This window comes from Acidithiobacillus ferrooxidans ATCC 23270 (assembly GCF_000021485.1).
GTDB classification, from domain to species: Bacteria; Pseudomonadota; Gammaproteobacteria; order Acidithiobacillales; family Acidithiobacillaceae; genus Acidithiobacillus; species Acidithiobacillus ferrooxidans.
Genome location: NC_011761.1, coordinates 2,950,756 through 2,976,111, shown reverse-complemented (window position 1 = coordinate 2,976,111; position 25,356 = coordinate 2,950,756). Strand labels below are relative to the sequence as shown.

Annotated in this window: 29 protein-coding genes; 8 read left to right on the top strand and 21 right to left on the bottom strand. The window is 64.6% G+C overall.

The window, feature by feature from the left end; all coding sequences use genetic code 11:
• Positions 1-34: 34 nt before the first annotated feature.
• The 5 genes from AFE_RS15135 to AFE_RS15115 all read left to right on the top strand — a co-directional run bounded on the left by AFE_RS15135 (position 35) and on the right by AFE_RS15115 (position 3,839).
• Positions 35-367, top strand: coding sequence for a ComEA family DNA-binding protein (locus AFE_RS15135; RefSeq protein ID WP_012537705.1), 333 nt, complete (start codon positions 35-37; stop codon positions 365-367).
• A 45-nt stretch (positions 368-412) separates the two neighbouring features.
• Positions 413-1,333 (top strand): hydroxymethylbilane synthase, encoded by a 921-nt coding sequence (hemC, locus tag AFE_RS15130; protein WP_012537704.1) that lies wholly within the window; start codon positions 413-415, stop codon positions 1,331-1,333.
• Positions 1,330-2,118 (top strand): uroporphyrinogen-III synthase, encoded by a 789-nt coding sequence (locus AFE_RS15125; RefSeq protein ID WP_012537703.1) that lies wholly within the window; start codon positions 1,330-1,332, stop codon positions 2,116-2,118. Before hemC ends, AFE_RS15125 begins: the two co-directional genes overlap by 4 nt.
• 67 nt (positions 2,119-2,185) lie before the next feature.
• On the top strand, positions 2,186-3,178 hold the full coding sequence (hemB, locus tag AFE_RS15120; protein WP_009566477.1) for a porphobilinogen synthase: 993 nt from the start codon (positions 2,186-2,188) through the stop codon (positions 3,176-3,178).
• Positions 3,147-3,839, top strand: coding sequence for a TonB C-terminal domain-containing protein (locus AFE_RS15115; RefSeq protein WP_012607668.1), 693 nt, complete (start codon positions 3,147-3,149; stop codon positions 3,837-3,839). The genes hemB and AFE_RS15115 overlap by 32 nt, the downstream gene beginning before the upstream one ends.
• Before the next feature lie 13 nt (positions 3,840-3,852).
• Here AFE_RS15115 and AFE_RS15110 read toward each other — a convergent pair whose 3' ends face one another.
• On the bottom strand, positions 3,853-5,229 hold the full coding sequence (locus tag AFE_RS15110; protein ID WP_012537701.1) for an MFS transporter: 1,377 nt from the start codon (positions 5,227-5,229) through the stop codon (positions 3,853-3,855).
• Between the two features lie 197 nt (positions 5,230-5,426).
• On the opposite strand from AFE_RS15110, the gene rfbA reads away from it, so the two are divergent.
• On the top strand, positions 5,427-6,311 hold the full coding sequence (gene rfbA, locus AFE_RS15105) for a glucose-1-phosphate thymidylyltransferase RfbA (RefSeq protein ID WP_009566949.1): 885 nt from the start codon (positions 5,427-5,429) through the stop codon (positions 6,309-6,311).
• A complete protein-coding gene (rfbC, locus tag AFE_RS15100) occupies positions 6,308-6,856 on the top strand; it encodes a dTDP-4-dehydrorhamnose 3,5-epimerase (RefSeq protein WP_009566950.1) in 549 nt (182 codons plus the stop codon). Before rfbA ends, rfbC begins: the two co-directional genes overlap by 4 nt.
• A 31-nt stretch (positions 6,857-6,887) precedes the next feature.
• On the opposite strand, the gene AFE_RS15095 is transcribed toward rfbC, so the two are convergent.
• From AFE_RS15095 to argH, 17 genes are all read right to left on the bottom strand, one after another.
• On the bottom strand, positions 6,888-8,327 hold the full coding sequence (locus AFE_RS15095; protein WP_012537700.1) for a mannose-1-phosphate guanylyltransferase/mannose-6-phosphate isomerase: 1,440 nt from the start codon (positions 8,325-8,327) through the stop codon (positions 6,888-6,890).
• On the bottom strand, positions 8,324-9,355 hold the full coding sequence (gene gmd / locus AFE_RS15090) for a GDP-mannose 4,6-dehydratase (RefSeq protein WP_012537699.1): 1,032 nt from the start codon (positions 9,353-9,355) through the stop codon (positions 8,324-8,326). The genes AFE_RS15095 and gmd overlap by 4 nt, the downstream gene beginning before the upstream one ends.
• Positions 9,352-10,236, bottom strand: coding sequence for a GDP-mannose 4,6-dehydratase (locus AFE_RS15085; protein ID WP_012537698.1), 885 nt, complete (start codon positions 10,234-10,236; stop codon positions 9,352-9,354). Before AFE_RS15085 ends, gmd begins: the two co-directional genes overlap by 4 nt.
• Before the next feature lie 189 nt (positions 10,237-10,425).
• Entirely contained in the window at positions 10,426-11,538 is a 1,113-nt protein-coding gene (gene hypD, locus AFE_RS15080; RefSeq protein WP_009569804.1) for a hydrogenase formation protein HypD, read from the bottom strand.
• Positions 11,535-11,780, bottom strand: a complete 246-nt coding sequence (locus tag AFE_RS15075) for a HypC/HybG/HupF family hydrogenase formation chaperone (RefSeq protein ID WP_012537697.1) — start codon at positions 11,778-11,780, stop codon at positions 11,535-11,537. The genes hypD and AFE_RS15075 overlap by 4 nt, the downstream gene beginning before the upstream one ends.
• Positions 11,781-11,794: 14 nt before the next feature.
• Positions 11,795-12,598 (bottom strand): hydrogenase nickel incorporation protein HypB, encoded by an 804-nt coding sequence (gene hypB / locus AFE_RS15070; RefSeq protein WP_012537696.1) that lies wholly within the window; start codon positions 12,596-12,598, stop codon positions 11,795-11,797.
• Positions 12,595-12,936 (bottom strand): hydrogenase maturation nickel metallochaperone HypA, encoded by a 342-nt coding sequence (hypA, locus tag AFE_RS15065; RefSeq protein ID WP_012537695.1) that lies wholly within the window; start codon positions 12,934-12,936, stop codon positions 12,595-12,597. The genes hypB and hypA overlap by 4 nt, the downstream gene beginning before the upstream one ends.
• Before the next feature lie 68 nt (positions 12,937-13,004).
• Entirely contained in the window at positions 13,005-14,762 is a 1,758-nt protein-coding gene (locus tag AFE_RS15060; RefSeq protein WP_012537694.1) for a nickel-dependent hydrogenase large subunit, read from the bottom strand.
• A 3-nt stretch (positions 14,763-14,765) separates the two neighbouring features.
• A complete protein-coding gene (locus AFE_RS15055; protein ID WP_012537693.1) occupies positions 14,766-16,127 on the bottom strand; it encodes a (Fe-S)-binding protein in 1,362 nt (453 codons plus the stop codon).
• Positions 16,124-16,789, bottom strand: coding sequence for a hypothetical protein (locus tag AFE_RS15050; protein ID WP_012537692.1), 666 nt, complete (start codon positions 16,787-16,789; stop codon positions 16,124-16,126). Before AFE_RS15050 ends, AFE_RS15055 begins: the two co-directional genes overlap by 4 nt.
• Positions 16,779-17,879, bottom strand: coding sequence for a hydrogenase small subunit (locus AFE_RS15045; protein WP_009560879.1), 1,101 nt, complete (start codon positions 17,877-17,879; stop codon positions 16,779-16,781). Before AFE_RS15045 ends, AFE_RS15050 begins: the two co-directional genes overlap by 11 nt.
• Positions 17,879-18,289: a hydrogenase expression/formation protein gene (locus AFE_RS15040; RefSeq protein ID WP_012607667.1), complete on the bottom strand. Its 411-nt coding sequence runs from the start codon at positions 18,287-18,289 to the stop codon at positions 17,879-17,881. The genes AFE_RS15045 and AFE_RS15040 overlap by 1 nt, the downstream gene beginning before the upstream one ends.
• The gene (locus AFE_RS15035; protein WP_009560877.1) at positions 18,282-18,758 is read right to left on the bottom strand and encodes a HyaD/HybD family hydrogenase maturation endopeptidase; all 477 of its coding nucleotides are present in this window, start codon (positions 18,756-18,758) and stop codon (positions 18,282-18,284) included. Before AFE_RS15035 ends, AFE_RS15040 begins: the two co-directional genes overlap by 8 nt.
• Positions 18,759-18,789: 31 nt before the next feature.
• Positions 18,790-19,341: a YbhB/YbcL family Raf kinase inhibitor-like protein gene (locus AFE_RS15030; protein ID WP_009560876.1), complete on the bottom strand. Its 552-nt coding sequence runs from the start codon at positions 19,339-19,341 to the stop codon at positions 18,790-18,792.
• Positions 19,342-19,482: 141 nt separating this feature from the next.
• Positions 19,483-20,742 carry a diaminopimelate decarboxylase gene (gene lysA / locus AFE_RS15025; RefSeq protein ID WP_009560875.1) on the bottom strand — a complete coding sequence of 420 codons (1,260 nt, stop codon included), beginning with the start codon at positions 20,740-20,742 and terminating at the stop codon, positions 19,483-19,485.
• On the bottom strand, positions 20,739-20,924 hold the full coding sequence (lptM, locus tag AFE_RS15020; RefSeq protein WP_009560874.1) for an LPS translocon maturation chaperone LptM: 186 nt from the start codon (positions 20,922-20,924) through the stop codon (positions 20,739-20,741). The genes lysA and lptM overlap by 4 nt, the downstream gene beginning before the upstream one ends.
• Entirely contained in the window at positions 20,921-22,309 is a 1,389-nt protein-coding gene (gene argH, locus AFE_RS15015; protein WP_012537690.1) for an argininosuccinate lyase, read from the bottom strand. The genes lptM and argH overlap by 4 nt, the downstream gene beginning before the upstream one ends.
• Before the next feature lie 143 nt (positions 22,310-22,452).
• Here argH and AFE_RS15010 point away from each other — a divergent pair, with 143 nt between their 5' ends.
• Positions 22,453-22,779 (top strand): hypothetical protein, encoded by a 327-nt coding sequence (locus AFE_RS15010; RefSeq protein WP_012537689.1) that lies wholly within the window; start codon positions 22,453-22,455, stop codon positions 22,777-22,779.
• 11 nt (positions 22,780-22,790) lie between these two features.
• Here the strand turns inward: AFE_RS15010 and AFE_RS15005 are convergent, their stop codons facing one another.
• The 3 genes from AFE_RS15005 to AFE_RS14995 are packed head-to-tail and all read right to left on the bottom strand — an operon-like array spanning position 22,791 to position 25,351.
• Complete coding sequence (locus tag AFE_RS15005; protein ID WP_009567373.1) at positions 22,791-24,053, bottom strand: ATP-binding protein; 1,263 nt, start codon at positions 24,051-24,053, stop codon at positions 22,791-22,793.
• A gap of 5 nt (positions 24,054-24,058) precedes the next feature.
• Positions 24,059-24,796, bottom strand: coding sequence for a response regulator (locus AFE_RS15000; protein WP_012537688.1), 738 nt, complete (start codon positions 24,794-24,796; stop codon positions 24,059-24,061).
• Entirely contained in the window at positions 24,797-25,351 is a 555-nt protein-coding gene (locus tag AFE_RS14995; RefSeq protein ID WP_012537687.1) for a Spy/CpxP family protein refolding chaperone, read from the bottom strand.
• Between the last annotated feature and the right edge of the window lie 5 nt (positions 25,352-25,356).

The following is a 25,356-nucleotide window of genomic DNA, read 5'->3' as shown; positions in this document are numbered from 1 at the left end:
CGCAACGCATTTACACAGAGGGAGGGGGGTACCGTTGCGACGGAGGAAAGCGGCCCGGAAGGGGTTGTGGCTGGGCTTGCCGTCCTTGTGCATGATGGCCGCTGGCGCTTGGGCACAGGCGGCCGGGACAGGCTGCCCGGTTCCCGTCGACATCAATCACGCCGATGCGGCCCAGTTGCGCTGTCTGCCGGGCATTGGCGAAAAACGGGCCGCCGCGATCGTCGCTTTCCGGGAGGCGCATGGCCCCTTTCCCGGCCCCGCCTCCCTCGCCGCGGTTGTTGGTCCCAAGATGGCGCAGACACTGCGCGCGAGGGTGGTGGTGACCCCCGTTTCGCCCTTGACAGAAAAAACCGCGCTGTTAAGGTGAATGATTCATTCTTCTCCTGATCATCATCAGAGCCGCCGAGCCGATATGCCGCACTCCCTTCGCATTGGTACCCGTGCCAGCCCGCTGGCCGTCTGGCAGGCAGAGCACGTCCGCGCCGCCCTGTTGCGGCTTCACCCAGGGATGGCGGTCGAGATCATCACCATGACCACCAGCGGCGACGTTCTTCTGGATGCACCTCTGCATGCGCTGGGGGGTAAGGGCCTCTTCGTCAAGGAAATCGAAGATGCCCTGCAGCAGCGGCGGGTGGATGTCGCCGTGCACTCCATGAAGGATGTGCCGGCGCTACAGCCGGATGGTCTGGAAATCGTCGCCATCATGGCCCGGGAGGATGTCCGGGATGCTTTCGTCAGCAATACCTTTCTGCATCCCGATGCCCTGCCGGAGGGCGCACGGGTGGGAAGCTCCAGCCTGCGGCGGCGGGCGCAATTACTGGAGCGCTACCCTCATTTGCGGGTCGAGGACCTGCGCGGCAATGTCGCTACGCGCCTGCGTAGGCTGGACGAGGGGCATTATGACGCGATCATTCTCGCCGCTGCGGGCCTAAAACGCCTTGGTTTGCCCGATCGCATCACCCATCTGCTGGATATCGACCGCTCTCTGCCGGCGGTGGGGCAAGGGGCCATAGGCATCGAGGCGCGCAGCGACGATCGGCGGACCCGGGAACTGCTGGCCCCCCTGGCCGACGCCGATACCCAGAACTGCGTGCTGGCGGAGCGCAGCATGAATCAGGTGCTGGGCGGGGACTGCCGGCTCCCGGTGGCGGCGCTCGCCCGATGGCAGGGGCCGCAGATGCTCCTGCGCGGGCTGGTCGCCACCCCGGATGGGCGCCGGGTACTGCATGCCGAGGCGAAGGGCAGCGACCCCGTCGCCCTGGGCATGGCCGTCGCTGCGGCCTTGGTCGCGCAAGGGGCGGCAGAGATTATCGAGGACGTCCGGAACGCATGAACAGCACCATACTGCGCGGCAAGGGCATCGTGGTTACCCGGCCGCGCGCGCAGACCGGCGAGATGCTGACCCTGTTGGAGGCGCAAGGCGCGCGCCCCATACTGTTTCCCGCCGTAGAGATCGAGGCGCCGGAGAACTGGCAATCCCTGGATGACGCCTTGCATCGGCTTGTGACGTATGACTGGGTGATTTTTTCCAGCCGTAATGCGGTCGCCTTCGCCCTCAGTCGCCTGCAGAGCCGCAACCTGTCCTGGCCGGTGGGGCCGCGCATTGCGGCGGTGGGACGGGAGACCGCCAAGGCGTTGGGTGAGTTTGGTCTGCAGGTCGACCTGGTCCCCCGGCGTTTCAGCTCCGAGGGTTTGCTGGAAAGTCCCGAACTGCTGGACGTGCGTGGGCAGCGCATCGCGCTGTTTGCCGGTGATCAGGGCCGGGAGCTGCTGGAGAAGACCCTGGATGAGCGGGGAGCCGTCACCGACGAGGTGCTCTGCTACCGGCGCCGGTTGCCCGGCACCAACCCGACGCCGTTGCTGCATGCCTGGGCGCGCGGCGAGCTGGATGCGGTCACCGTGACCAGCCCGGAGATCTTCAATAATTTCTATCAGATGGTGGGGGGACTGGGACAACGCTGGTTGAAAAACACGCCCATCATCGCCATCAGCCCCCTCACCGCCGAGGCCGTCACCGCGGTCGGTCTGCCCACCCCCTGGATCGCCCCGGAAGCCAGTACGGCTGGCATGCTGGCGGCGCTGACGGTATGGGCGCAAGGCCTGGCGCCTCACACATGAACCTGCTCAACCCGTCGTCTCGCCACAATTTGTGTTCGTATTCCAACTGCTCAAGGACTGTTCTCACATGAACCCGTTCAATCCGTCGTCCGGCCACGAGCCACGACGCCTGCGTCGCCATCCGGCCATGCGCCGGATGTTGCGTGAACACCATCTGCGCGCCACCGATTTCATCCTCCCGGTTTTTCTGGTGGAAGGCGAAGGCGTCCGCACGGAAATCTCTTCCATGCCCGGCGTTTTCCGCCACAGCATCGACTCCGCGCTGCAACTCTGTGCGGAGGCGGTGGCGCGGGGTGTCTCCGGGGTGCTGCTGTTTGGCGTCCTGGAGGAGCACTGCAAGGACGCCACCGGCTCCGTCTCCTGGGACGCGGAGGGGCTGGTGCAACGGGCGATTCGCGCCATCCGCAGCGGATATCCGCAATTGCTGATCATTGCCGACGCATGCTTTTGCGAATACACCGCCCACGGCCATTGCGGTGTGCTGGATGCGGGCGGTGACCGGGACGATTACGCCACCCTGGAAAACCTGCAGCGGCAGGCCATTTCTTATGCGGAAGCGGGGGTGGACGTCGTCGCCCCTTCGGGCATGGTGGACGGCATGGTGATGGCGATCCGCGAGGCGTTGGACGCAGCGCGGCATCCGCAGGTCGGCATTCTGTCCTATGCGGTCAAATACGCCAGCGCTTTTTATGGTCCTTTCCGCGATGCGGCCGACAGCGCGCCCCAGTTCGGGGACCGCAAAGGCTATCAGATGGACCCCGCCAACCGGCGTGAGGCCTTTCGCGAAATGGCGCTGGACATCCAGGAGGGCTGCGACATGGTGATGGTGAAGCCCGCCATGGCGTATCTGGATGTCATCCGTGACCTTCGCGAGCGCTGCGACCTGCCGGTGCTGGCGTATCAGGTGTCCGGTGAATACAGCATGCTGCAGGCCGCCGCCCGGGCCGGCTGGCTGGATCTGCAGAGCAGTGTCCTGGAATCCCTGCTCGGCATCAAAAGGGCCGGGGCCGATGCCATCATCACCTATTATGCCCTCGCTGCGGCCGATTGGTTGGGATGAAGCCATAGGATTCTTCGCGCCGCTATCGGACGTTCTGTTCCGGATACGTTGGTTTGGCGCCGCCGCACCTGCCGGTATGACGCGCGTCCTGCGTTTGCGGCCGGAAGACCTTGATACCCTGTTCCCCTGGGTCTTGCTCTCCGTGGCCATCAACATGCTGGTCTGGCTGTTGCTGCTGGGCGGGCTGGAGATGTCTCTGCCGCCAAAAACGCCCGTCAACTCGCTGGTGGAAATTTCCCTGATGCCGAACCTGCTCCATCCCCGAATGACCTCCCCCGCGAGGCCCGCGCCGCGCCGCCCGGACGGTGATCTTCCCATCAGCCGGGAGCATGCACCGGCAACGGCACCGGCGGCAGCGCGGGCAATCGCACTGAATGCCTATCTGAAGGACTGGGAAGGCCGGATCATGGCTCTGGCCCAGAAACGTCTCCTTGGGGGAAGTCATCCCGCCGTACCTCAGGGTCGCGTCGTCGTCGCCGTCACCATCGCCCCCGACGGGCGGCTGCTGGCGATCGAGATGCAGCAAGGACTGCGGAATGCCGCGCTGGTACATGCCGTCGATACGATCATCCGGCAGGCGGCCCCCTTTCCACCTCTGCCCGCCATCTGGCAATCCCCACCCACGCCGCTGCGTATCGTGCGCACCTGGAGCTTCGAATAAGCAACCGGCGTGCTCAGGGCGTTGCCACCGGCGCATCCACGCGTTCCAAATCTTCCAGGCTTTTCTGCCGCGATTCCACCCCGTAGATGAGGGTGGTGAACATTCCCAGCAGAGACACCAGGGCCATGACCAACAGCACCAGCGGTATGCCCCAGCTTTTCTCGAAAATCGGAAATAAGAGCGCCGAAACGAAGGCTCCCAGGCGGGAAAGTCCCGTCGCCAGCCCCGCCGCGCTCGCACGCAACTCCGTCGGAAAAATTTCCACGGCCAGCGCGAAAACCGTCACTCCCGGACCGATGCCCACCCCCAGGGAATAGACCGCAGCACCGCCATAAATCCCGGCAATCCAGCCATTCCAGGAGCACAGCGCGAACAGCGCCAGGCCGAGAGACATCATGCCGAACCCGGCGCTTTGCAGGGGGATCCGGCCCCAGCGGTCGAGGCGGGAGAGAATATAGAGGATGCCCAGAGCGGAGATCACCAGAAAGACGGCGTTGATGGCGGCGGCAGCTCCGTTACTGCTGGCGAGGCCGTTGCTGCGCAACACCAGGGGAAAATACAGGCCAATGCCCAGGCCCACCACATCCAGACAGAACCAGGGGAAGATGCTGAGCAGCAGCCGACGCAACCAGACTTTACGCAGCAGCACCCGCCACGACTGGCGATGCCCCTGAAAAGTCGCCAACTGTGCGCCGAGTTCGGCGGGTGTGCTCTCTGGGGACAGCCGGGCCAAGGCCGCGCGGGCCGCATCGACATGCCCGTTGCGCGCCAGCCAGCGCGGCGACTCCGGCAGGCCGCGCCGCAACCAGAGCAGGGCACATGCGGGGACCACTGCACTCCCCAGCATCCAGCGCCAGGAGTCGTCGCCAGTAAACAACAGGGCCCAGCCGATGCCGGTGGACAGCAGAGCGCCGACATACCAGGCCAGATTTACCCGGGCGAAACGGTTTCCCCGATTGGTGGACTGGCTGTATTCCGCAACGATGGTGGCCACCAGCGGATAGTCGAGGCCAATCGCCAGCCCGGTCAGAAAGCGGCCCAGAAAAAGCACGGGGACATCCGGGCTGAGGGCGCTGACCAGGGCCCCGATGACGTAGAGGAATATATTTGGGAACAGCAGCCTGCGGCGACCGAACCGGTCGGTGAAGACGCCGCCCGCCAGGCCTCCCAGCAAAGACCCGAGTAACGCCATGGCCATGAGCGGGCCGGTCTCGGTCGCGTGCAGATGCCAGGCGCTGTGCAGGGGGAGGAGCACCACCGCCATGATGCTGAGGTCGTAGCCGTCGAGCAGCATCCCCAGCATGGCGGCGCCCAGGGCGTGGCCGCGTTGCCTGTCGGCAACAGGCACGGGGGGGACGTTTGCTGTGGGCAGGCCACTTTGTCTATTCATGAAAATCCCCTGCCAGGCCGGTCGAACGGAGGGACTAGCTTATGCCGTCGGGGTGCCATCGCTCAAGCCATCGTCGCACGGCGCCCCACGATGTCTTGCCCCGGCACCCCAGGACACATACAATCACCGCGATATCGACAGGGTAATGACCATAAAATTTCCGCCCGTGGACCATTTCAACCTACCTGAGGCCCGCAATGCATCGTAAAGGGATCATCCTCGCCGGCGGTTCCGGTACCCGACTCTATCCGCTGACCCAGACCGTCAGCAAGCAGCTCATGCCGGTCTATGACAAGCCCCTCATCTACTATCCCCTGGCAACTCTCATGCTGGCGGGCATCCGGGAGATGCTCGTCATCTCCACTCCCGACGATTTGCCGCGTTTTCGGCAGTTGCTGGGAGATGGAAGCCAATGGGGCCTGTCTTTCGCGTATGCGGAGCAGGCACGCCCGGAAGGGCTGGCCCAGGCTTTGCTGATTGCCGAGGATTTCCTGGCGGGGAGCCCCTCCGCGCTGGTGCTCGGCGACAATGTCTTCTACGGTCACGAACTCAGTGAAACGCTACAGGCCGCCAACGCCCGCGATACCGGCGCCACCATCTTCGCCTACCATGTCGCCAATCCGCGTGCCTATGGCGTCGTCGAGTTCGATGCCGACCACCAGGCCGTCGGTCTCGAAGAAAAACCGGACGTTCCGCGCTCGTGCTACGCGGTAACCGGGCTGTATTTCTATGACGGAAGTGGCAGTCGGATGGCCCGGGAAATCCAGCCCTCGGCGCGCGGCGAACTGGAGATCACCGACCTCAACCGCCTCTACCTGCAGGAAAAACGTCTACAGGTGGAGGTGCTCGGTCGCGGTACGGCCTGGCTCGACACGGGCACCCACGCGGATCTGCTCAACGCCGGCCAGTTCATCCGCACCTTGGAAGAACGCCAGGGACTCAAAGTCGCCTGTCCCGAAGAAATCGCCTACCGCATGGGCTACATCGATGGCGAAGCCCTCAGCCGCCTCGCCGCTCCGTTGCAGAAAAGCGGCTACGGCGACTATCTGCTGCGGGTTCTCAGCGAAGGGTGTCGGCCTTGAAAGTCGAAGCCCTCAGCATCCCCGAGGTTCTCCTCATCGCCCCCAAGGTTTTCGGTGACGTCCGGGGATTTTTCATGGAAAGCTGGAATCGACGCGCCTTCGCTGCGGCCGGGCTGGACCTCGACTTCGTGCAGGACAACCACAGCCGCTCCCAGCAGGGCGTCCTGCGCGGGCTGCACTATCAGATTCATCAGCCCCAGGGCAAACTGGTACGTGTCGTGAGCGGTGCGGTTTTCGACGTGGCGGTGGATCTACGCCGCTCCTCGCCACACTTCGGACGATGGGCTGGCGCCACACTCTCCGCCGAAAATCAGCAGATGCTCTGGGTACCTCCTGGTTTCGCCCACGGCTTTTACGTGCTCAGCGAGTCGGCGGACTTTCTCTACAAAACCACGGAGTTTTATGCCCCGGAAGCGGAGCGCTGCGTGATCTGGAACGACCCGGATATCGCCATCGACTGGCCCCTGGTGGATGGTAAGCCACCCCTGCTGGCCACCAAGGATGCCGCCGGGCTGCCTTTATCGGCGAGTGAGACCTTTCCGTGACGCCCCTGACGTGCGCCGGGCCATCACCAACTCAAGGTGCCCGTCCGTAGCGGTCGTCGAAGCGCACGATATCGTCCTCGCCCAGATACTCGCCGCTCTGCACCTCGATCATGACCAGATCGATGACGCCGGGGTTGAGCAGACGATGGGGGGTGCCGGCGGGGATATAGGTGGACTCGTTGGTCTGAACCAGGTGATCCACGCCGCCGTTGACGATCTTGGCGGTGCCCGAGACCACGATCCAGTGTTCACTGCGGTGGTGATGCATCTGCAAAGAGAGCGCCGCACCCGGTTTGACCAGAATGCGCTTGATCTTGAAGCGGGAGCCCTCCTCCAGCACCGTGTAGGTACCCCAGGGTCGGTGGACGGTGCGGTGCAGATTGCCGGCGTCGTGACCGCGGTGCCGGAGCTCGGCGACGATCCGCTTCACATCCTGATCGCGGTCCTTGCGGGCGACGAGGAGCGCGTCGGGTGTATCCACCACGATCAGATCCTCCACGCCCAGCAGGGCGGTCAGGCGGTCCGCGCTATGGACGATGCAGTGTTGCGCATCCTCCAGCACACTTTCCCCCAGCACCCGGTTACCGCTGCTATCCTCGGGGATCAGGGCGCCGAAAGACGTCCATGAGCCGATGTCGCTCCAGCCGAAATCGCCCGGCACTACCGCTACCCGATCGGCGTGCTCCATGACGGCATAATCCACCGAGATATCCGTCACTTGCGCGAATGCCGGCGTCAGTTCACGGAAATCCGTCTCGCTGCGCCCCTCGGTCCAGGCGGCGCGGGTATCCTCGCTGACCTGTGGCTGATGGCGCGCAAGGGCGGATAAAAACGCATCCGCGCGGAAGCAGAACATGCCGCTGTTCCAGGTATAATCCCCCTGGGCCAGAAAAGCCGCAGCGGTAGCCGCATCGGGTTTTTCGACAAAGCGGCGCACGGCAAAACCCAGCATCTCGCCGCTCCGGGTCAGGGCTTCCCCACCTTCGATGTAACCATAACCGGTCTCCGGCCAGACGGGGGGGACACCGAAGGTCACCAGATAGCCTTCTTCGGCCAGACGCTGCGCCCGGGCGACGGCGGTGGCAAAGGCGGCCTGATCCTGGACCAGATGATCGGCGGGGAGCACCAGCAGGGTGGCTTCCGGCCCGACCAGGGCTTCCGCCTGCAGGGCGGCGGCGGCGATGGCCGGCGCCGTGTTGCGGCCCACCGGCTCCAGCAGGAAAAATGCCTCCCGCTCCGCCGCTCCAGGCACCTGCGCATAGACGTCCCGGGTCTGGAAGTAATACTCCCGGTTGGTCACGGTGAGGAAACGGGTCACTCCCGGCAGGGCCAGCGCCCGCTGCAGGGTCTTTTGCAGCAGCGTCTCGCCATCGGGCAATTGCAGGAAGGGTTTGGGATGGCTCTGGCGCGACAGGGGCCAGAGCCGCGTGCCGGCGCCGCCGGAGAGGATGACGGGGATCAGCGGATTCATTCCACAACTTCTCCCGCCACGCGCCGCAGGTCGGCTTCGGCCATCATCCGCACCAGGGCATCGAAGCCGACTTCGCGCTTCCAGCCCAGCTTCTGCTGGGCCTTGCCGGGATCACCGATGAGGATGTCCACCTCGGCGGGGCGGTAGAAGGCCGGGTTGACGCGGACGATGACCTTGCCGCTCCGGCGATCGACGCCCTGGGTCTTTTCCGCCTCGCCCCGCCACTCCAGATCGAATCCCGCATGGGCGGCGGCCTTCTCGACAAAGGTGCGCACCGTCCAGGTCTCGCCGGTAGCGATGACATAATCATCGGGCTGCTCCTGCTGCAGCATCAGCCACATGGCGCGCACATAGTCGCCCGCATAACCCCAGTCGCGTTTGCTGTCGAGATTGCCCAGCTCCAGCACGTCCTGTACGCCCTGACGGATGCGCGCCAGCGCCAGGGTGATCTTGCGGGTGACGAACTCGGTGCCGCGCAGGGGGGATTCGTGGTTGAAGAGGATGCCGCTGGAGGCATGCAGGCCGAAGCTCTCGCGGTAGTTGACGGTGATCCAGTGGCCGTAGAGCTTGGCGACGCCATAGGGGCTGCGGGGATGAAAGGGCGTGCGTTCGGACTGGAGCGGTTCCTGAATCTGCCCGAACATCTCGCTGGTGGATGCCTGATAGAAACGCGCCTGGGGGTTGACGATGCGGATGGCCTCCAGCATCTTGACCACAGAGGTGCCGGTGACTTCTGCGGTCAGAATCGGTTGATCCCAGGAGGTGGCCACAAAGCTCTGGGCGCCCAGGTTATAGACTTCCGTCGCCTGGGACTTTTCCATGGCGCGGATCATGGAGGACAGATCGATGAGGTCGCCGTCCAGCAGGCGCACCTGATCGGCGATGCCCAGTTCGTGCAACCGGCCGGTGGTATCGGTGCCGCGGCGGGCGATGAGGCCATAGACCGTATAGTCTTTTTCCAGCAACCATTGCGCCAGATAGGCGCCGTCCTGGCCGGTGATGCCGGTGATGAGGGCGTGCTTCGTCATTGCGGTGATTTCTCCCAGTCGTTGAGTAAATCCTGAAGGCTCTCTTCCATGGGAATCGCCGGTTGCCAGCCGGTGTCCCGATGTAAAGCATCAAAGCTCGCAACCATGCGTCGCTGCTCAGCCGGACGCAGGCGGGCCGGGTCCCGCTCGATGGTGGCTTCGACACCGGCAAGGGTGAGCAATTGCCGGAGCAGGTCGCGGATACGGTATTCCCGTCCGGAGCAGACATTATAGATGCCGCCGTTCTGACCCTTTTCCAGCAAGAGGGTGTAGGCGCGTACCACGTCGCGCACATCCGTAAAATCACGGGTGACGTCGATATCGCCCACCTGCAGGACCGGTGCGCGGCGACCCATGCGGATCTCCATCACCTGCCGGGCGAAGTCGGCGATGGCGAAGCGCGGGCTCTGGCCGGGGCCGATATGGTTGAAGGGCCGCACCATGACGATCTCGAAGCCGGAAGTCTGGCTCCACTGGTAGCAGAGCGCCTCGGCGGCCACCTTGCTCACGGCATAGGGGTTGCGGGGACGCAGGGGATGATCCTCGCGCACCGGCAGATCGGCCTCCGAGACCTGTCCATAGGTATCGCCCGAGCCGACAAAGAGCATGCGCCCCATAAATCCGGAGGACTGCAGCGCCTCCAGCAGATTCAGGGTGCCCGTGAAATTGATATCAAAAGTCTCATGGGGGTTCTCGAAGGCGGCGGGCACGAAGCTCTGGGCCGCCAGATGCAGGACGGCTTCCGGCTGAATGGCGGCCACCGCGGCAGTCAGGGCTGCGCGGTCGCGCAGATCCAGTCCATCGGGCAACGGCACGCCGGGCAGGGCCGCCTGCACATACTGGCCGACGAAGCCGTTGGCGCCGGTAAGCAAGAGTTTCATGCGTCCATCATTCCTTATGCATTCGGAGGTCGCCCGGCTGATCAGCATGATACCTGACGTTTGCGGGGCAGCGCGTGATACAGCAGGTCACCTGAATAATGCCCGAATTGCCGGGAAAGATCGACTGCTTGCACCCTGTTGCGAGACCGCATCCTCTTTGCCGGCGGATTCTCAGGGAGCCAACGTCCTCTAATCCCGATGGCGACCATAGGTGTAGTGGGCGGCGCAGGCACCCTCCGAGGAGACCATGCAGGAACCCACAGGGTTTTCGGGCGTGCAGGCGGTGCCGAAGAGTCGGCAGTCTCGGGGCTCCTTGGTGCCGCGCAGAATGGCGCCACACTCGCAGCCCTTATGGTCGGCCACCGCCCGGTAAGGGATGGAAAAACGGCGCTCGGTGTCGAAGTCGCCGTAGGCGGCGTTGATGCGCAGTGCGCTGCGGGGGATGCTGCCGAGGCCACGCCACTCGAAGGCGGGCCGCGGTTCCAGGATCTCGGCTATCAGCGACTGGGCCTTGGGGTTGCCGTCGCGACGCACGGCGCGGGTGAATTCGTTCTCCACTTCCGCCTGTCCGGCATTGATCTGGCGGATCAGCATGAGGATGGACTGCATCACATCCAGAGGCTCGAAGCCCGCGATCACCACCGGCCGATGATACTCCTCCGCGACAAACTCATAGGGTCGGCTGCCGATCACGGTGCTGACATGGGACGGCCCGATGATGCCGTCCAGCCGCGTGCCCTCTGGCGCGGTCGAATCCAGGATGCCGCGGATGGCGGCAGGGGTCAGCACGTGGTTGCAGAATGCCGTGAAGTTTTTGACCTCCGTGGCTTTGGCCTGGCGGAGGACCGCGGCGGTGGGCGGGGTGGTCGTCTCGAACCCGATGGCGAAGAAGACCACCTCCCGATCCGGATTTTCCCGCGCGATGCGCAGGGCATCCAGGCTGGAATAGACCATGCGGACATCGGCTCCGGCGGCGCGAGCCTGGAGCAGGCTCCGGCGTTCCGATGCCGGGACGCGCAGCACATCGCCGTAGGTGCAGAGGATGACGCCATGATCCAGCGCCAGGGCGATGGCGCTGTCGATGCGGCCGATGGGCAGGACGCAGACCGGGCACCCGGGTCCGTGGATCAGGTGGACATTGGCCGGCAGGAGGTCTGGGATGCCATGGCGGGCTATGGCATGGGTGTGGCCCCCGCAAAACTCCATCAGATGATAGTCCCGGTGGGAAGATACCTCGGCGGCGATGGCGCGCGCCAGACCGCGGCCCAAGGTGGCGTCACGGAACTCGTCGACATATTTCACCGCTCGGTTCCTTCCCTGCCGTCCAGCCGGGCGGCCAGTTCCGCGAAAAGGGCCAGGGTCCGTTCGGCCTCTTCCGGGTCCAGCCGGGTCAAAGCATAGCCCACGTGGAGGATGACGTAATCGCCCTCCCGGACGCCGTCCACCAGGGCCAGGGAGATCTCCTTGCGCAGGCCGCCTATCCCGACCACCGCCATCTCGTTGTCCAGCAATCGTTCAACCCGCACGGGGACCGCCAGGCACATGATCTTGCTCCTTATTACCGTATGGCGGCCGATGCCAGCCCGGCGCCCCTTTCGATCCAGTCCAGCCATGCGGTCATGCCGTCGCCGCGGATGGCGGAAACCTGCAGGACCGAGAGTTTGGGGTTGATCCGTCGGGCATAGTCGATGCAGACGTCCACATCGAATTCCAGATAGGGGAGCAGGTCGACCTTGTTGAGGAGCATGAGGTCGGCGGCATGGAACATATCCGGATATTTGAGGGGCTTGTCCTCCCCTTCGGTTACCGACAGCACCACCACCTTGTGGCCTTCCCCCAGATCAAACGCCGCCGGGCAGACCAGGTTCCCGACGTTTTCGATGAAAAGCGCCCCGCCGACGGCGGGCTGTAACTGTTCCAGTGCATGTCCCACCATGTGGGCGTCCAGGTGGCAACCCTTGCCGGTGTTGATCTGCAATGCGGTCACTCCGGTGGCACGGATGCGCTCGGCATCCCGCGCTGTCTGCTGATCCCCTTCGATCACCGCCACCGGCAGCCGGTGCTGCAGGGCCTCGACGGTGCGCACCAGCAGCGTGGTCTTGCCCGATCCGGGGCTGGAGACCAGGTTCAGCGCAAAGATACCCCGCTCGGCCAGATGGCGGCGGTTGGCGTCAGCGTGGCGCTGATTCTTGGCCAGAATGTCCTGCTCGATCCGCACCATGCGCCGTCCGTCCATGCCAGGGGCATGAACGTGGGCCGGCTGGGATTCGTCTCCATGCCTATGCCGCCTGTTACCCTCGTCATGATCGTGCCCCTCGATCTTCACCTCGCTACCGCCGCAACCACATGTGGTACACATCATTCCACCTCCAATTGCTGGATACGCAACTCCTCTCCCGCGATGACCTGAAGCTGACGACTGCCGCATTGGGGGCAGGCATCGAAATATTGCCCGACGGAGACCTTTTCGCCGCAGGGAAGACACCACGCCTGGGCAGGCACCGTCACGATCTCGAGATGGGATCCTTCGGCCAGGGTGCCCTGCGTGACCACATCGAAATGGAAGCGCAATGCCTCCGGTTCCACGCTGGCCAGGGCGCCGATCTCCAGGCAAACCCTATGTACCTGGATAAAGCCCTGGGTCCGGGATTGTTCCTCCAGGATCTGGAGAATACCTTCGCACAAGGAGAGTTCATGCATACCGGCACGGGCCTTCGGGGGCGGGAGGCCTCACCGGAGACATCAGAGGTTTCCGTTCCGTCTGTTCTTCAGCATACCTTGACCTGCAACAGTTCCTCCCCTGTCGGGTCCACCAGATGGACGGCGCAGGCGATGCAGGGATCGAAGCTGTGGATGGTACGGAGGATCTCCAGGGGCTGGGCGGGGTCAGGGAGTTCGGTGCCTTTGAGCGCCGCCTCGTAGGGGCCGTCCTGCCCGGCGGCATCCCGCGGGCCGGCATTCCAGGTGCTGGGTACCACCGCCTGGTAGTTGTCGATGAGACCGTCCTTGATGACCACCCAATGGGCCAGGGCACCACGGGGTGCCTCCATGAAACCCACCCCGCGCGCCTCGGCGGGCCAGGTGGAGGGTTCCCAGAGGGCCGGGTTGAAGGTTTCGAGTTCACCGGCGCGGATATTGGCCATGAGCTGGTCGTACCAGCCCTGCATGGCGTCGGCGATGATCTTGCTCTCCAGGGTGCGGGCGGCGGTCCGCCCCATGGTGGAGAAGAGTGCCTCGACGGGCAGGCCCAGTTTGCGCAGGCTGCTGTCCACCAGGGTACGGGCCTCCTGGTTGCCGCTGGCATAGAGGACCAGCATCCGGGCCAGGGGACCCACCTCCATCACCTTGCCCTTCCAGCGCGGCGACTTGATCCAGGAATAGCTGGCCTCGCTGTCCAGATGCGCGTAGGGCGGTTTTGGTCCCGTATAGTCCAGGTGGGTTTGTCCCGCAAAGGGATGGAGTCCCTGGTCCTTGCCCACGGTATAGGAATACCAGGAATGGGCCACGAACTCCTGGATCTGGTCCGGGGCACTCAGTTCCAGAGGATGGACGGTGGAGAGATCCCGGTTGAGGATGATGCCGCGGGGGATCATGAGGCCGTCCAGGTCGTTGATGCCCATGGAGGGAAACTCGCCGTAGGTCAGGAAGTTGCCCACCCCTTCCCCCTTGCGGAACCAGTCCTTGTAAAAGCCGGCGATGGCGAGGGTGTCGGGCAGGTAGACCTGATCCACGAAGCTGCGGATCTCGCGGATGACGTTTTGCACGATCTCCAGGCCCGTCATGTTGACGGCGGTGGCCCCGACCCCCGCCGCCGCGCCGTCGTGCAATGCCGCCGGCGACACGCTGATGGCCGTGGGGGCGCCACCCACCACGAAGTTGGGATGGGGATTCTTGCCGCCGAAGACGGCATGGAGCTTGGCCACCTCCCGCTGCCAGGCCAGGGCGTCCAGGTAATGGGCCAGCGCCATGAGGTTGGCCTCGGGCGGGAGCTTGTAGGCGGGGTTGCCCCAGTAGCCGTTGGCGAAGATGCCGAGCTGTCCGGAGGCCGCGAAACGGGTGAACTTGTCCTTCACCTCGGCGAAGTAGCCCGGCGAGGAGCGCGGGTAATCGCTCAGGGATTGGGCCAGCGCGGCCGTTTTGGCGGGATCCGCCTGGAGGGCGGAGAGTACATCCACCCAGTCCAGGGCGTGCAGTTGATAGAAATGCATCACATGATCGTGGACGAACTGGGCGGCGATCATGAGGTTGCGGATCAACTGGGCGTTTTGCGGGATGGGGTAATGGAGCGCGTCCTCCACCGCCCGCACCGAGGCGATGCCGTGCACCAGGGTGCAGACCCCGCAGATGCGCTGGGCGAAGGCCCAGGCGTCGCGCGGATCGCGGCCCTGGAGGATGATTTCCAGGCCGCGCACCATGGTCCCGGAGCTGGAAGCGCCGGTGATGAGGCCATCCTTGACCTCGGCCTCGATGCGCAGGTGTCCCTCGATGCGGGTGACGGGATCGACGACGACGGTTTGCTTGGCCATGAATCACTCCTGCTCCGTAACGAGATGGTCGGCCACCAGTTCCAGCAGACTCTGGGCCGTCTTGTCCCAATGGAAATGGGCCTGGCCGTCGTCGAAGGTCTGGCGGCAGTTGGAACAGGTCGATACCAGCATCTCCGCCCCCGTATCCTCCACCTGCTGCATTTTGATCTGGTAGGTCTTGTAGCGCAGGGGGTCGGCCCGGTGGATGGTCACCACCCCGCCGCCGCCCCCGCAGCACCAGTTGTAGGCGCCGTGCGCGTCCATCTCCCGCAACTCCATCCCCAAGGCGCGCAGCACCTCCCGCGGCGCCTCGCTGACGCCGCCGCGGCGCACGATCTGGCAGGGATCGTGGAAGGTCGCCGAATTCTGCACCGGTTGCAACTGCAGCTTGCCCTGGCGGATCCCTTCGGCCAGGTACTCGGCGACCTGCACCACCCGGAAGGGCAGAGGCTTGCCGTAGAGGTTGGCGCCCTGCCAGCGCAGGGCCTGATAGGCATGGCCGCATTCCGGCAGAATGAGGGTCTTGGCGCCCACCGCGATGGCGGCTTCGATGAGCTTGAGGCTCGCTTCCCGCTGACCCTGCTGGTCGCCGGCGAACATGCTGAAATTGGTGGCCTCGTAACCATCGCTGCGAAAGGTCCAGGAGGCGCCCATCCGCTTCATGATCCTGGCCAGGGCGACGATGGACTGGGGATATTTCATGACCTCGATGGAGGAGATGGTCATCAGGACGTCGGCCCGTTCCCGATCCAGGGGGATCTCGACGCCGTGCTCGTCCTCCAGCCAGGCGATGCGGTCCTTGAGGACCGCCGGGGTAGCTCCGAGGGGGCTGCCTTCCCGATTGGCACGCTCCACCGTCGCCCAGAGTTCATGGGGCACCAGCCCGGCGGCGGCCATGCCATGCCGGGCCAGACCCACGAGGCTGGCGATATCGATGCCCATGGGGCAGACCATGGTGCAGCGCCCGCATTGGGTGCAACTGTCGTAAATCAGATCCTGCCAGTCTTCCAGTTCCTGCACGGTGACGCGGCGCTTGAGGTTGAAGAGGCGAAAAAAGGGCGCAAAAGGCCCAGTTTCCCGTTTGTAGGCCTGTTTGAAGGGCTCCAGCTTCCAGATGGGAGTGTACCTGGGGTCGCCGGTCTGCACATAGTACTGACAAACCTCGGCGCACTGGCCGCAATGTACGCAGGACTCCATGTAGAGGGCAGCGGTGGCGCCGAAGTCCTTGACGAAGCCGCGCATGGCCCGGTCGAGCCGCTCGGCGTCGGCCATCTCGCCCTGCTTGTCGTAACGTGGTTCGGGTTTCTGGATGCTCAGACGAGGCTGGTTCAACTCCAGGGGGAACTGTGTATCCGTGTCGGTCATGTCCGTGCCCCCCGGCGGCTGTAGATCGTTCCGGTGACGCCGCGGGAGAAGGCAAAGAGCACCGTATGGGCGAGCTTGCTGAAGGGCAACCACGCCAGCAGGAGTTCCGCGCTCAGCATGTGCAGGGCCAGCAGGTCTTCGTAACGACCACCCAGATGGTAATAGGCCATGAGTCCCGTGAGCAGCGGCGTAAAGACCAGCAGCCAACTGAAATAGTCATCGAAATTGGAGATCCGGCGCAGCACCGGGTGGGTGGCGCGATGGGCGAGGAGGGCGAGGAGGCTGACCAGGGCGACACCTGCGGCGAAGGTAATCACCCCCGTCGGCAAACCCGGCCAGGACAGACCCGTGATGTCGCGGATGAGAAGGATGTGGGGCAGCAGCCCCAGGATCACCACCGCCAAGCCGACGTGGAAGACATAGCTCACCATCTCCCAGTGCAGGATGCGGGGCCGGAACTCCCGGCGCGGCCACATGCGGGTGAAAATGGTCCTGACGCCCCCCAGCCAGGCATGGCGCACCCGGGGTTCCGAAAGATCGCGGGTCCGGCGCAGGGCCAGTACCCCGACGAGCCGCCAGAACATGCCGAAGACCAGGATGATCAGCGCCGCCTCCAGGGCGGGGCCGCGAGCGAAATCCAGCAGGTCTGTCTCAGTGCTCATGGGAATCCTCCCTTGGGGGCGGGCTGCTTGCCTCTTTGGCGCTTTTCGCGACCGCGTGCTGACGGGAGCGGGCGAGCGCCGCCGCTCCCACCCCGACCACCGCTCCCCCTAGCGCCGCACCGCCCAAAACCTCTCCGCGCGGCCAGTGGCCGGTGGCTGCGGGCAGAGGCCGGTAAAATCCGCCCTTGTCCCAAAAGTCCGGCTCGGAGCAGCCCAGGCAGCCGTGGCCGGACTGGATGGGAAAGCTGGTCCCCTGGTTCCATTTCAGGGTGGCGCAGGCGTTGTAGGTCACCGGCCCTTTGCAGCCCAGCTCATAGAGGCACCAGCCGTTGCGCGCCCCCTCGTCGTCGAAGGTGTGGGCGAAACGACCTTCATCATAGAAAGGCCGACGGTAACAGCGGTCGTGGATGCTGTTGCCGTAAAACGTCAACGGCCGCCCCTGGCGGTCCAGGGCGGGCATCCCGAAGCTCAGGTAATAGACGACGACCCCGGTCATGACCTCGGGAATGGGCGGACAGCCAGAGACGTTGATGATGGGGCGGTCGCGGATGACCTCGGAAACCGGCACCGCGCCGGTTGGATTGGGCGCCGCGTAGGGCACGCCGCCGAAGGCGGCGCAAGTCCCCACGGCGATGATGGCCGCCGCCCCCTGGGCGGCATGGCGCAGGTCGTCGACGGCGCTTTGGCCCGCGGCCACGCAGTAGGCGCCGCCCGCTCCCATGGGCACGGCCCCGTCCACGATGAGGATGTACTTGCCCCAGGCCTTGCGCATGGCCTCCTTCCGGGCCGCCTCGGCGGCCTCCCCGGCGGCGGCCTGAAGGGTGTCGTTGAAGGCCAGGGAGATGTTGTTGAACATGAGGTGCTCGATGGTGGGCGAGAAGGAGCGGGTCATGGATTCCAGACAGCCGGTGCATTCCTGATAGGAGAGGTAGATCACCGTGGGGCGGAGAGTGCCCGCCAGCTTTTCCGCCATGGCCGCGGCGGCGGCAGGGGGCAGGGTCAGCAGGGAGGCGGTGGCGGCGCAGAACTTCAGGAAGGCGCGGCGGCTCAGGCCGTTTTGCCGGAATGCGTCGAGGATGGTCTCGTCCATCAGTGTCCTCCTGATTCGGGAACGGCGATGCGTTGCCGCAACCGTCGCAGCCCAATGGCGATGTCTGTGGTATCGGCCGGAACGATCTCCGGCACGTGGCATACCTCCAGCGACTCCGTCAGCAGGATCCCGTCCTCGCTGGAATGGCGCACCCACCACACACCCGGCACCCCGGTTTCCTCGATGCGGGAGTTTCCCAAGGCTTCCAGTTCCATGCGGATCTCTCCCGTCCCCAAGGTCTCTCTGAGCAGATCCCGGTCGGCGGGGGAAAGGGGCAAGGAGCCAAGGTCGATGCAGTGCCGCCGCCCCGAGAGGAGCAAGACGTCCAGGGCCGCGGCGATCTCCTGCAGCAAGGCCGGCGCGTTGGCGGCGGGGCTGGGGGCAGGATGGATGGGAATGATATCAAGCATCTTCACGTCGCCATTCCTCCAGGAGCGCTCGCGCGCGATACCCTGCTTCGGGCAGGGACCGGGCCAGCGGCGGACTCAGGGCGTCGCCCCAGGCGATGGTCTGGGGCTGAATGCCGAGCAAGGCCCGTCGGGCCGGAAGACAACCCAGCAGACGCGCCATGTCCAGCAATTCGGCCAGACCCGCTTCGTGAACGCTGCCGGCCCTGGGACGGGTCAGGAGCCGGTCCATCGCTTCTCCCTGGAAGAGGGTTACTTGCCCCGCCTCTCGTCCCGATTCCACGGCATCCGCCACCAGCAAAGCATCCACTCCCTCCAGTTCAACCAGCAGCGACGCGCCGATCGTGCCCCCATCCAGGATCGTGACGCCGGTCATGGGTGCCTGTCCGGCGAGCCAGCGGACGATGTGCACACCCACCCCATCGTCTCCTTGCAGGACATTGCCCAGCCCCAGAACCAGTATGCTTCCCATCGTTTCCCCGTAGTGGGCGGAGCAAAATCGTTCAAACGTGCTTGTCCGTATCCAGCGCGAAATGCCCAGAAAACTCCGCATGGTCAAGGATGTGACCGAGCGGATGGAATTCACGGGCGCGGGGGTCCGCGGCGGGGGGTGGTCCGAGTTGGTCGCTGTCCTGACCTCCCTTGCGCAGCCTTCCCTTCACCGATTCCCAGTTGGCGCCTTCGGCGAGCCCGAGGGTGGGCAGGTCGGTCGCTATCAGGATAAAGTCGTAGTGTTGAAGCTGATGGTCGGCACCTGCCTCCGGCGGGCGGTAGGCCATGGTCCCGAAGTCATTGCGCCCCAGCCTGGCGCCATCGGGCAACGGGCCATCTTCGTGGATGCCTTCCGCAGCGGGCGGCAGGTCGTAGATCAGCCACTGGACCTTGCGCCCCGGTTCCGCCTCACGATGTTCCATGAGCAGGATCAGGCTCTTGGTGTCGGTTGGCAGATGCTGCCAGAAGATGGGCGGGGTGCGCCCGTCGCCGGTTTGGGTGAAACGTCTGGCGATCCAGTCGTCGGGATCGATGCCGGTGCTAAATACCTTCATCTCTGCCATGGTGGCCTCCTCACAGGTGTGCGGGCGATTGGCCGGGTGCTGCGATGGTCTCTGATACGGCCAAGCCCACAGAAATATCCCATTACCGCCTAAGAATAGCAGATAGTCGGTGGTGGCGACGGATCCGTTGACTGGCGATCCTTATAAGGGAGACTTCCTGGAGGGCGGGTTTTCTTCCAGCGACAACTGATCGGCGAGGGTCTCGCGGCGGCGAATGAGGCGGTGCTGGTGGCCGCTGATGAGCACTTCAGGAGGACGGGGGCGGCTGTTGTAGTTGCTGCTCATGGCGAAACCGTAGGCCCCGGCGCTCATGACGGCGAGCAGGTCACCGGCTTTGGCCGCTAGCGGACGATCTCTGGCGAGGAAGTCGCCACTTTCACAGACCGGGCCGACGACATCCATGGCTGGTCCTGTTCCGACACTTTGGTGCAGGGGCAGGATGTCGTGCCAGGCACCGTACAGCGCGGGACGCAACAGGTCATTCATGGCCGCATCCACCACGCAGAACTGCTTGCCGCCGTTGTCCTTGAGGTATTCCACCTTGGTCAGCAGCACGCCGGCGTTGCCCGCCAGCGCCCGGCCCAGTTCCACTACCCGCCGTACCGCTACGCCTTGCAAAGCCTGATCCAGCGTCCAGGCGTAGTCGGCGGGGCTGGGCGGGATTTCGTCGTGGTAGCGAATGCCCACACCGCCGCCCAGATCCAGATGCTGGAGGGCAATCCCATGGGCCGCCAGCTCGTCATACAGCGCGCGCACCCGCCCTGCGGCCTCGCCCAGGGGCGTCAGGTCCAGCAACTGGGAGCCGATATGGCAGGCAATACCCTTCAGCTCCAGCGCCGGGTGCTGCGCGGCTTGCAGGTAGAGGTGGCGGGCCTGATCCATGGGGATGCCGAACTTGCTCTCTTTCAGCCCCGTGGCGATGTAGCGATGGGTGCCGGGGTCCACGTCGGGGTTGACCCGCAGGGCGACGGGCGCACGTTTGCCCATGTCGGCAGCAATGTCCGCAATGCGCCAGAGTTCGGCGGCGGACTCGACATTGAGGCAGAAGATACCGGCACCGAGGGCGGCGCGGATTTCGACGCTGGATTTGCCGACACCGGAAAAAACGATGGTGCCGGCATCGCCGCCCGCCCGCAGCACCCGCTCCAGCTCACCGCCGGAGACGATATCGAAGCCCGCGCCCATCTCCGCAAAAATCCGCAGGATACCGAGATTGCTGTTGGCCTTGACCGCATAACAGACCCGGGTGTTGTCACCGAGGGCGGCGCTGAAGGAGTGATAGCGTTCACGCAGCGCCGCTTCGGAATAGACGTAGCAGGGCGTGCCGTAATGCGCCGCTATTTCCTGCAAGGGGAGGTCTTCGCCGTACAGGGCGTGGTCGCGGTAGTGGAAGGTATTCATGGGGCGGCAGGGCTCTGAACAGGCGCCGTGGGCCCGGCGGATGCGGGGTTCTGGCCGGGGGCCGCCGGTGCGGCGGGGGTAACGCTGTGGGCGGGCGGCAGGGTCAGGGCCGTTTTACGGCCGCAACCGCCCAGGGCGAGGCCTAGCAGCAGGAGGAGAAAGAGGGCGCGAATGCGATTCACAGGGCCTCCCGCTGCAGGCGCTCTCGGGCGCGCTGGATGGCGGCCTGCACCTGCCGGGGTGCCGTACCGCCCAAGTGATCCCGCGCCGCCAGGGAGCCTTCCAGCACCAGCACCGCATAGACCTCCCCGTCGATGAGCGGTGACAGCGCCTGCAAATCCGCCAGCGGCAGGGCCTCCAGGCCGATGTGGCGTTCCTGGGCCAGGCGCACGGCACGGCCCACCACGGCGTGGGCATCACGGAAAGGCAGTCCCTTGCGCACCAGATAATCGGCCAGATCGGTGGCGGTGGCAAAGCCGCGTTCCGCCTGCGCGCGCATGACGTCGGGACGGGTCTGCAGGCCCGGCAGCATCCGGCCCATGATCTCCACGCTGGCGCGCATCTGGTCAAGGGCGTCGAAAAGGGTTTCCTTGTCTTCCTGATTGTCGCGGTTGTAGGCGAGGGGCTGGCCCTTCATGAGAACGAGGATAGCGACAAGATCGCCGATCACCCGCCCACTCTTGCCACGAATGATTTCCGCGACATCCGGGTTTTTCTTTTGTGGCATGATGCTGGAGCCGGTACAGAAGCCGTCGGGCAGGTCGATGAAGCCGAAGGGGGCCGACATCCACAGGATCAACTCTTCCGACAGCCGCGAGAGGTGGACGGCGAGGATGGCCAGATCCGATAACACTTCCATCACAAAGTCGCGGTCGGAGACGGCATCGAGGCTGTTTTCGGCGACGGCCTCAAAGCCGAGCTGACGCGCCACGTCCCAGCGGTCGATGGGAAAGGTCGTCCCCGCCAGCGCCGCCGCGCCCAGGGGCAGCACGTTCACCCGCCGTCGTGCATCGAGCAGACGCTGGGTATCGCGGTGGAACATCTCCACGTAGGCCATACAATGGTGACCAAAGCTGATCGGTTGGGCCACCTGCATGTGGGTCAGACCCGGGAGGATGGTCTCCACCTCCCGCTCGGCGAGGTCGATGAAGACGTTTTGCAGGTGCTGCAGCCCCCGGACGAGGTCATCCAGGCCGCCGCGGGTATAAAGGCGCAGGTCGGTGGCCACCTGATCGTTGCGGGAACGGCCGGTGTGGAGCTTCTTGCCGACGTCGCCGATGATTTCGGTGAGGCGCGACTCGACGTGCATGTGGATGTCTTCCAGGGCATCCACAAAAGGCAGCCGGTCTTCGACGATCTCCTGCCGCACCTGCGCCAGCCCGGTGACGATGGCCTCCACCTCCGCTTCCGTCAGCACGCCCACCCGGCCCAGCATGCGGGCATGAGCCATGGAACCACGGATGTCCTCCGCGTACAGACGACGGTCCACCTGGATGGATGCCGTAAAGGCCTCGACCAGACGGTCGGTGCCCGCCGCGAAGCGCCCACCCCACATTTTTTCACTCATGCCCACACCTCCTGTCCTGCCCGCGACTATAGCGAAAAGGGGGTGTCGTTCGCCAGTATTCCCGGTCGGGGCGGCGGCCCTTTGGCATTCCTCCCCCGCTCTTGCTAAAGTCTTCATGGAGCCGACACGTGGGAGTGCAATGCATGGACGAAGCGGAAAAGACGCATGGCTGGCGCTGGCTGGTCGTGCTGTTGTTGGTGCTGATCCTCGCGGTGGTGCTGTTCTTCTGGTGGCAGAATCAGCAGACCGGAGCGCCTGTGCAGACGACGGGGGCGACGCAGACCGTAGGACCCGCCATATCGACGCAATCCGTGGCCAATTTTCCGGTGGGCGGAGCGGTTTCGCAGGAGGGCACACTGGAAGGCCCACTCAGCGGCAGGTGCGGCAATATCGCATGGCACGATCTCAGCCCTTCCGAGGTGGCGCACCTCCGAAAACTTTGCCCGCCGGCGGCGCCCAAACAGCCCTGATGCGCCCGGCCTCAGGGCGCCGGAGGCAGGACTATGCGCGCCTCCAGGCCACCGCCGGGCGCGTTGACCAGAACGAAGCGCCCATGGTGATAGGCCACGATCCGCTCGACGATGGCCAGTCCAAGCCCCACCCCACCGCCCTTACCGGCTTGCGCAAAAGGGGCGCGCACCGCTTCCAGCTCCGCCTCCGCAATGCCCGGCCCGTGATCGCGGACGCGGATCAGCACGCCGTCTGCGGCGGGTTCGGCGCTGACCTCTATGGGAGCGCCACCATGAGACTGTGCATTGTCGACGAGGTTCTGCAGGGCACGGGCCAGGCCCACTTCCTGTATGGGTATTTTCGGCAGCGCGATTGCAGGGGGGTGCCACACCACGCCAGCCGGTTGGCGTAGAATGAACGCCTTCAGCCAGAGACCCAGGTCGGTCGCCACCAGCGCTTCCTGTTCGCCGCTACGCGCGTAATCGAGAAACTGGTGGATGACCTTGTCCATCTCCTGAATGTTCGCGATGATTTCGCTGCGGGCCTCCTCCTCGGCCGGCAGGAATTCGGCGCTCAGGCGCATCCGGGTGAGCGGTGTGCGCAGATCATGCGAGACCCCCACCAGCACCATCTCCCGCTCTTTCCAGAGACGATGCAAATCGCGCAGGGTCTGGTTGAAGCGTTCGGCCAGGCGCCGCAGATCGGCCGGACCCGCCTCGGGCAGATCCGCCGGGGTATCGCCGCCGCGCAAACGTGCCACCCCTTGCATGAGCCGGGTGAGGGGCCGGGTGACCTGGCGTACCGCCAGATACGCCCCCAGCCAGGAGAGCAGCAAAATCGCCGCCAGCTTGAACCAGGGCAACGGCAGCCCCGGTGGATGGAGCATGGGCATGGCCAGCGCCAGGGTTGCATCGGGCCGGGTTTGCAACCAGAGCATCCGGCGTTGGCCGTCCACGCGTAGTTGTGCCTGCGGCCAGCCCATGTGGTGCAGCAGTTGCAGGGCGTTGGCCAGTACCGGCAGACGGGGATTGTGGCCGCGCACCGCACCGGCAGGAACGATGCGGAGGCCTTGGTGCAGCAGCACGGACTCCGTCTCCTGACGCTGGGCTGGGGTGAGGGTTTCACTCAGGGTCAGAATTTGCGCCCAGTTCTGCGCCAGACGCTCGGCCTGCGGGTTGGCCTGATAGATGTTGAAAAACCAGTACACCGCAAGCTGACTCAGTAGCAGTAGCCCGGCGATGATGAGAAACATCCGGGTAAACAGCGTATCCGGCCAGAGGTGCGATTTATTCATCCGGGTTAAGTGCCTTCTTCCCTGGGTGTGGCATCTCCGCCATCGGGCACCAGCACATACCCCCGCCCCCAGACGGTCTGAATATAGTGTGGTTCGCCGGGATCGTCTTCAACAAGGCGCCGCAAGCGCGAGATAAACACATCAATACCCCGTGAACTGGGTGTGGCGTCCTCATTGCCATGGGTCATGGCCAGCAGGCGGTCCCGCGAGAGCGGCTGCCAGGGATGACTGGCCAGCGCGTGCAGAATGGAAAACTCGCTGTCGGTAAGGGAGATTTTCTCGTCATTCCGCCAGAGACTGCGACTATCGAGAGCGAGGCGGAAGGGGCCGAAAATGATGGCGCCCGGGGTTGGGTCGCTGCTGCGCAGATCCTGACTGCGGCGCAGCACGGCGCGGATACGTGCAACCAGTTCCTGGGGCTCAAAGGGCTTGGAGAGATAGTCATCGGCGCCCACATCGAGGCCCTGTACCCGGTCGGCCAAGTCCCCCCGGGCAGTCAGCATGATGATGGGCAAATGTGGTTCCTGCACCCGCAGACGCTGACAGATGCTGAAGCCGTCTTCGCCGGGCATAAGGACATCCAGCAGGAGCAGGTCATAGTATTCCCGCTCCAACTGGCGATCCATCTGCACACCGGAGGCGGCGGCGTGGACGATGAAACCCTGCCCTTCCAGGTAGCGCACCAGCATGGTGCGCAGTCGGGGGTCGTCGTCGACCAGCAGGATTTTACCGCCTTCCGTCATTTACTTGCCCCAGGGTCCCCGCCTGCTCCCGATTTCCTTATAGAGCGCGGTGGCTTTCTGCCACTGCACAGGCGTCAGTATCTTATGGAGATAATTCACCTGCTGAATGCCGTGTTCGAGCATCGTGGCATGATCCTTGAGGACCGCTTCCCGCAAGGGGACGATGGCACTGCCCGATTCACCGTTCAGAAGCGCATCACGCAGCGCGGCGTTGTGAACCTGCATATTCTGACGCCAGGTGGGCATTTCCTTTAGCTGCTGGGCACGCCAGTTTTTCAGATCCGTTTCCTGCGCGGGGGTCAGCTTGAGGTCCACCGCATGCCGCCAGACGATGGGCATCAGCATGGGCACGGGTGCGTTCCGCATCCAACCACCCTTGCGCATGGGCCCATGCCGCCATCCCCCCGGACAAGGATGGCCTTGCATCATGCCCGGTCCCATGGGGCCACCATTCATGACCGGCGGAGTCTCTGCAACTGCCGCAAAGGCAGGCACTGCCGCCAGCGCCATCGTTCCGACCATCAATCCCGATACTACATGCTTGAATGTTAACATTACTC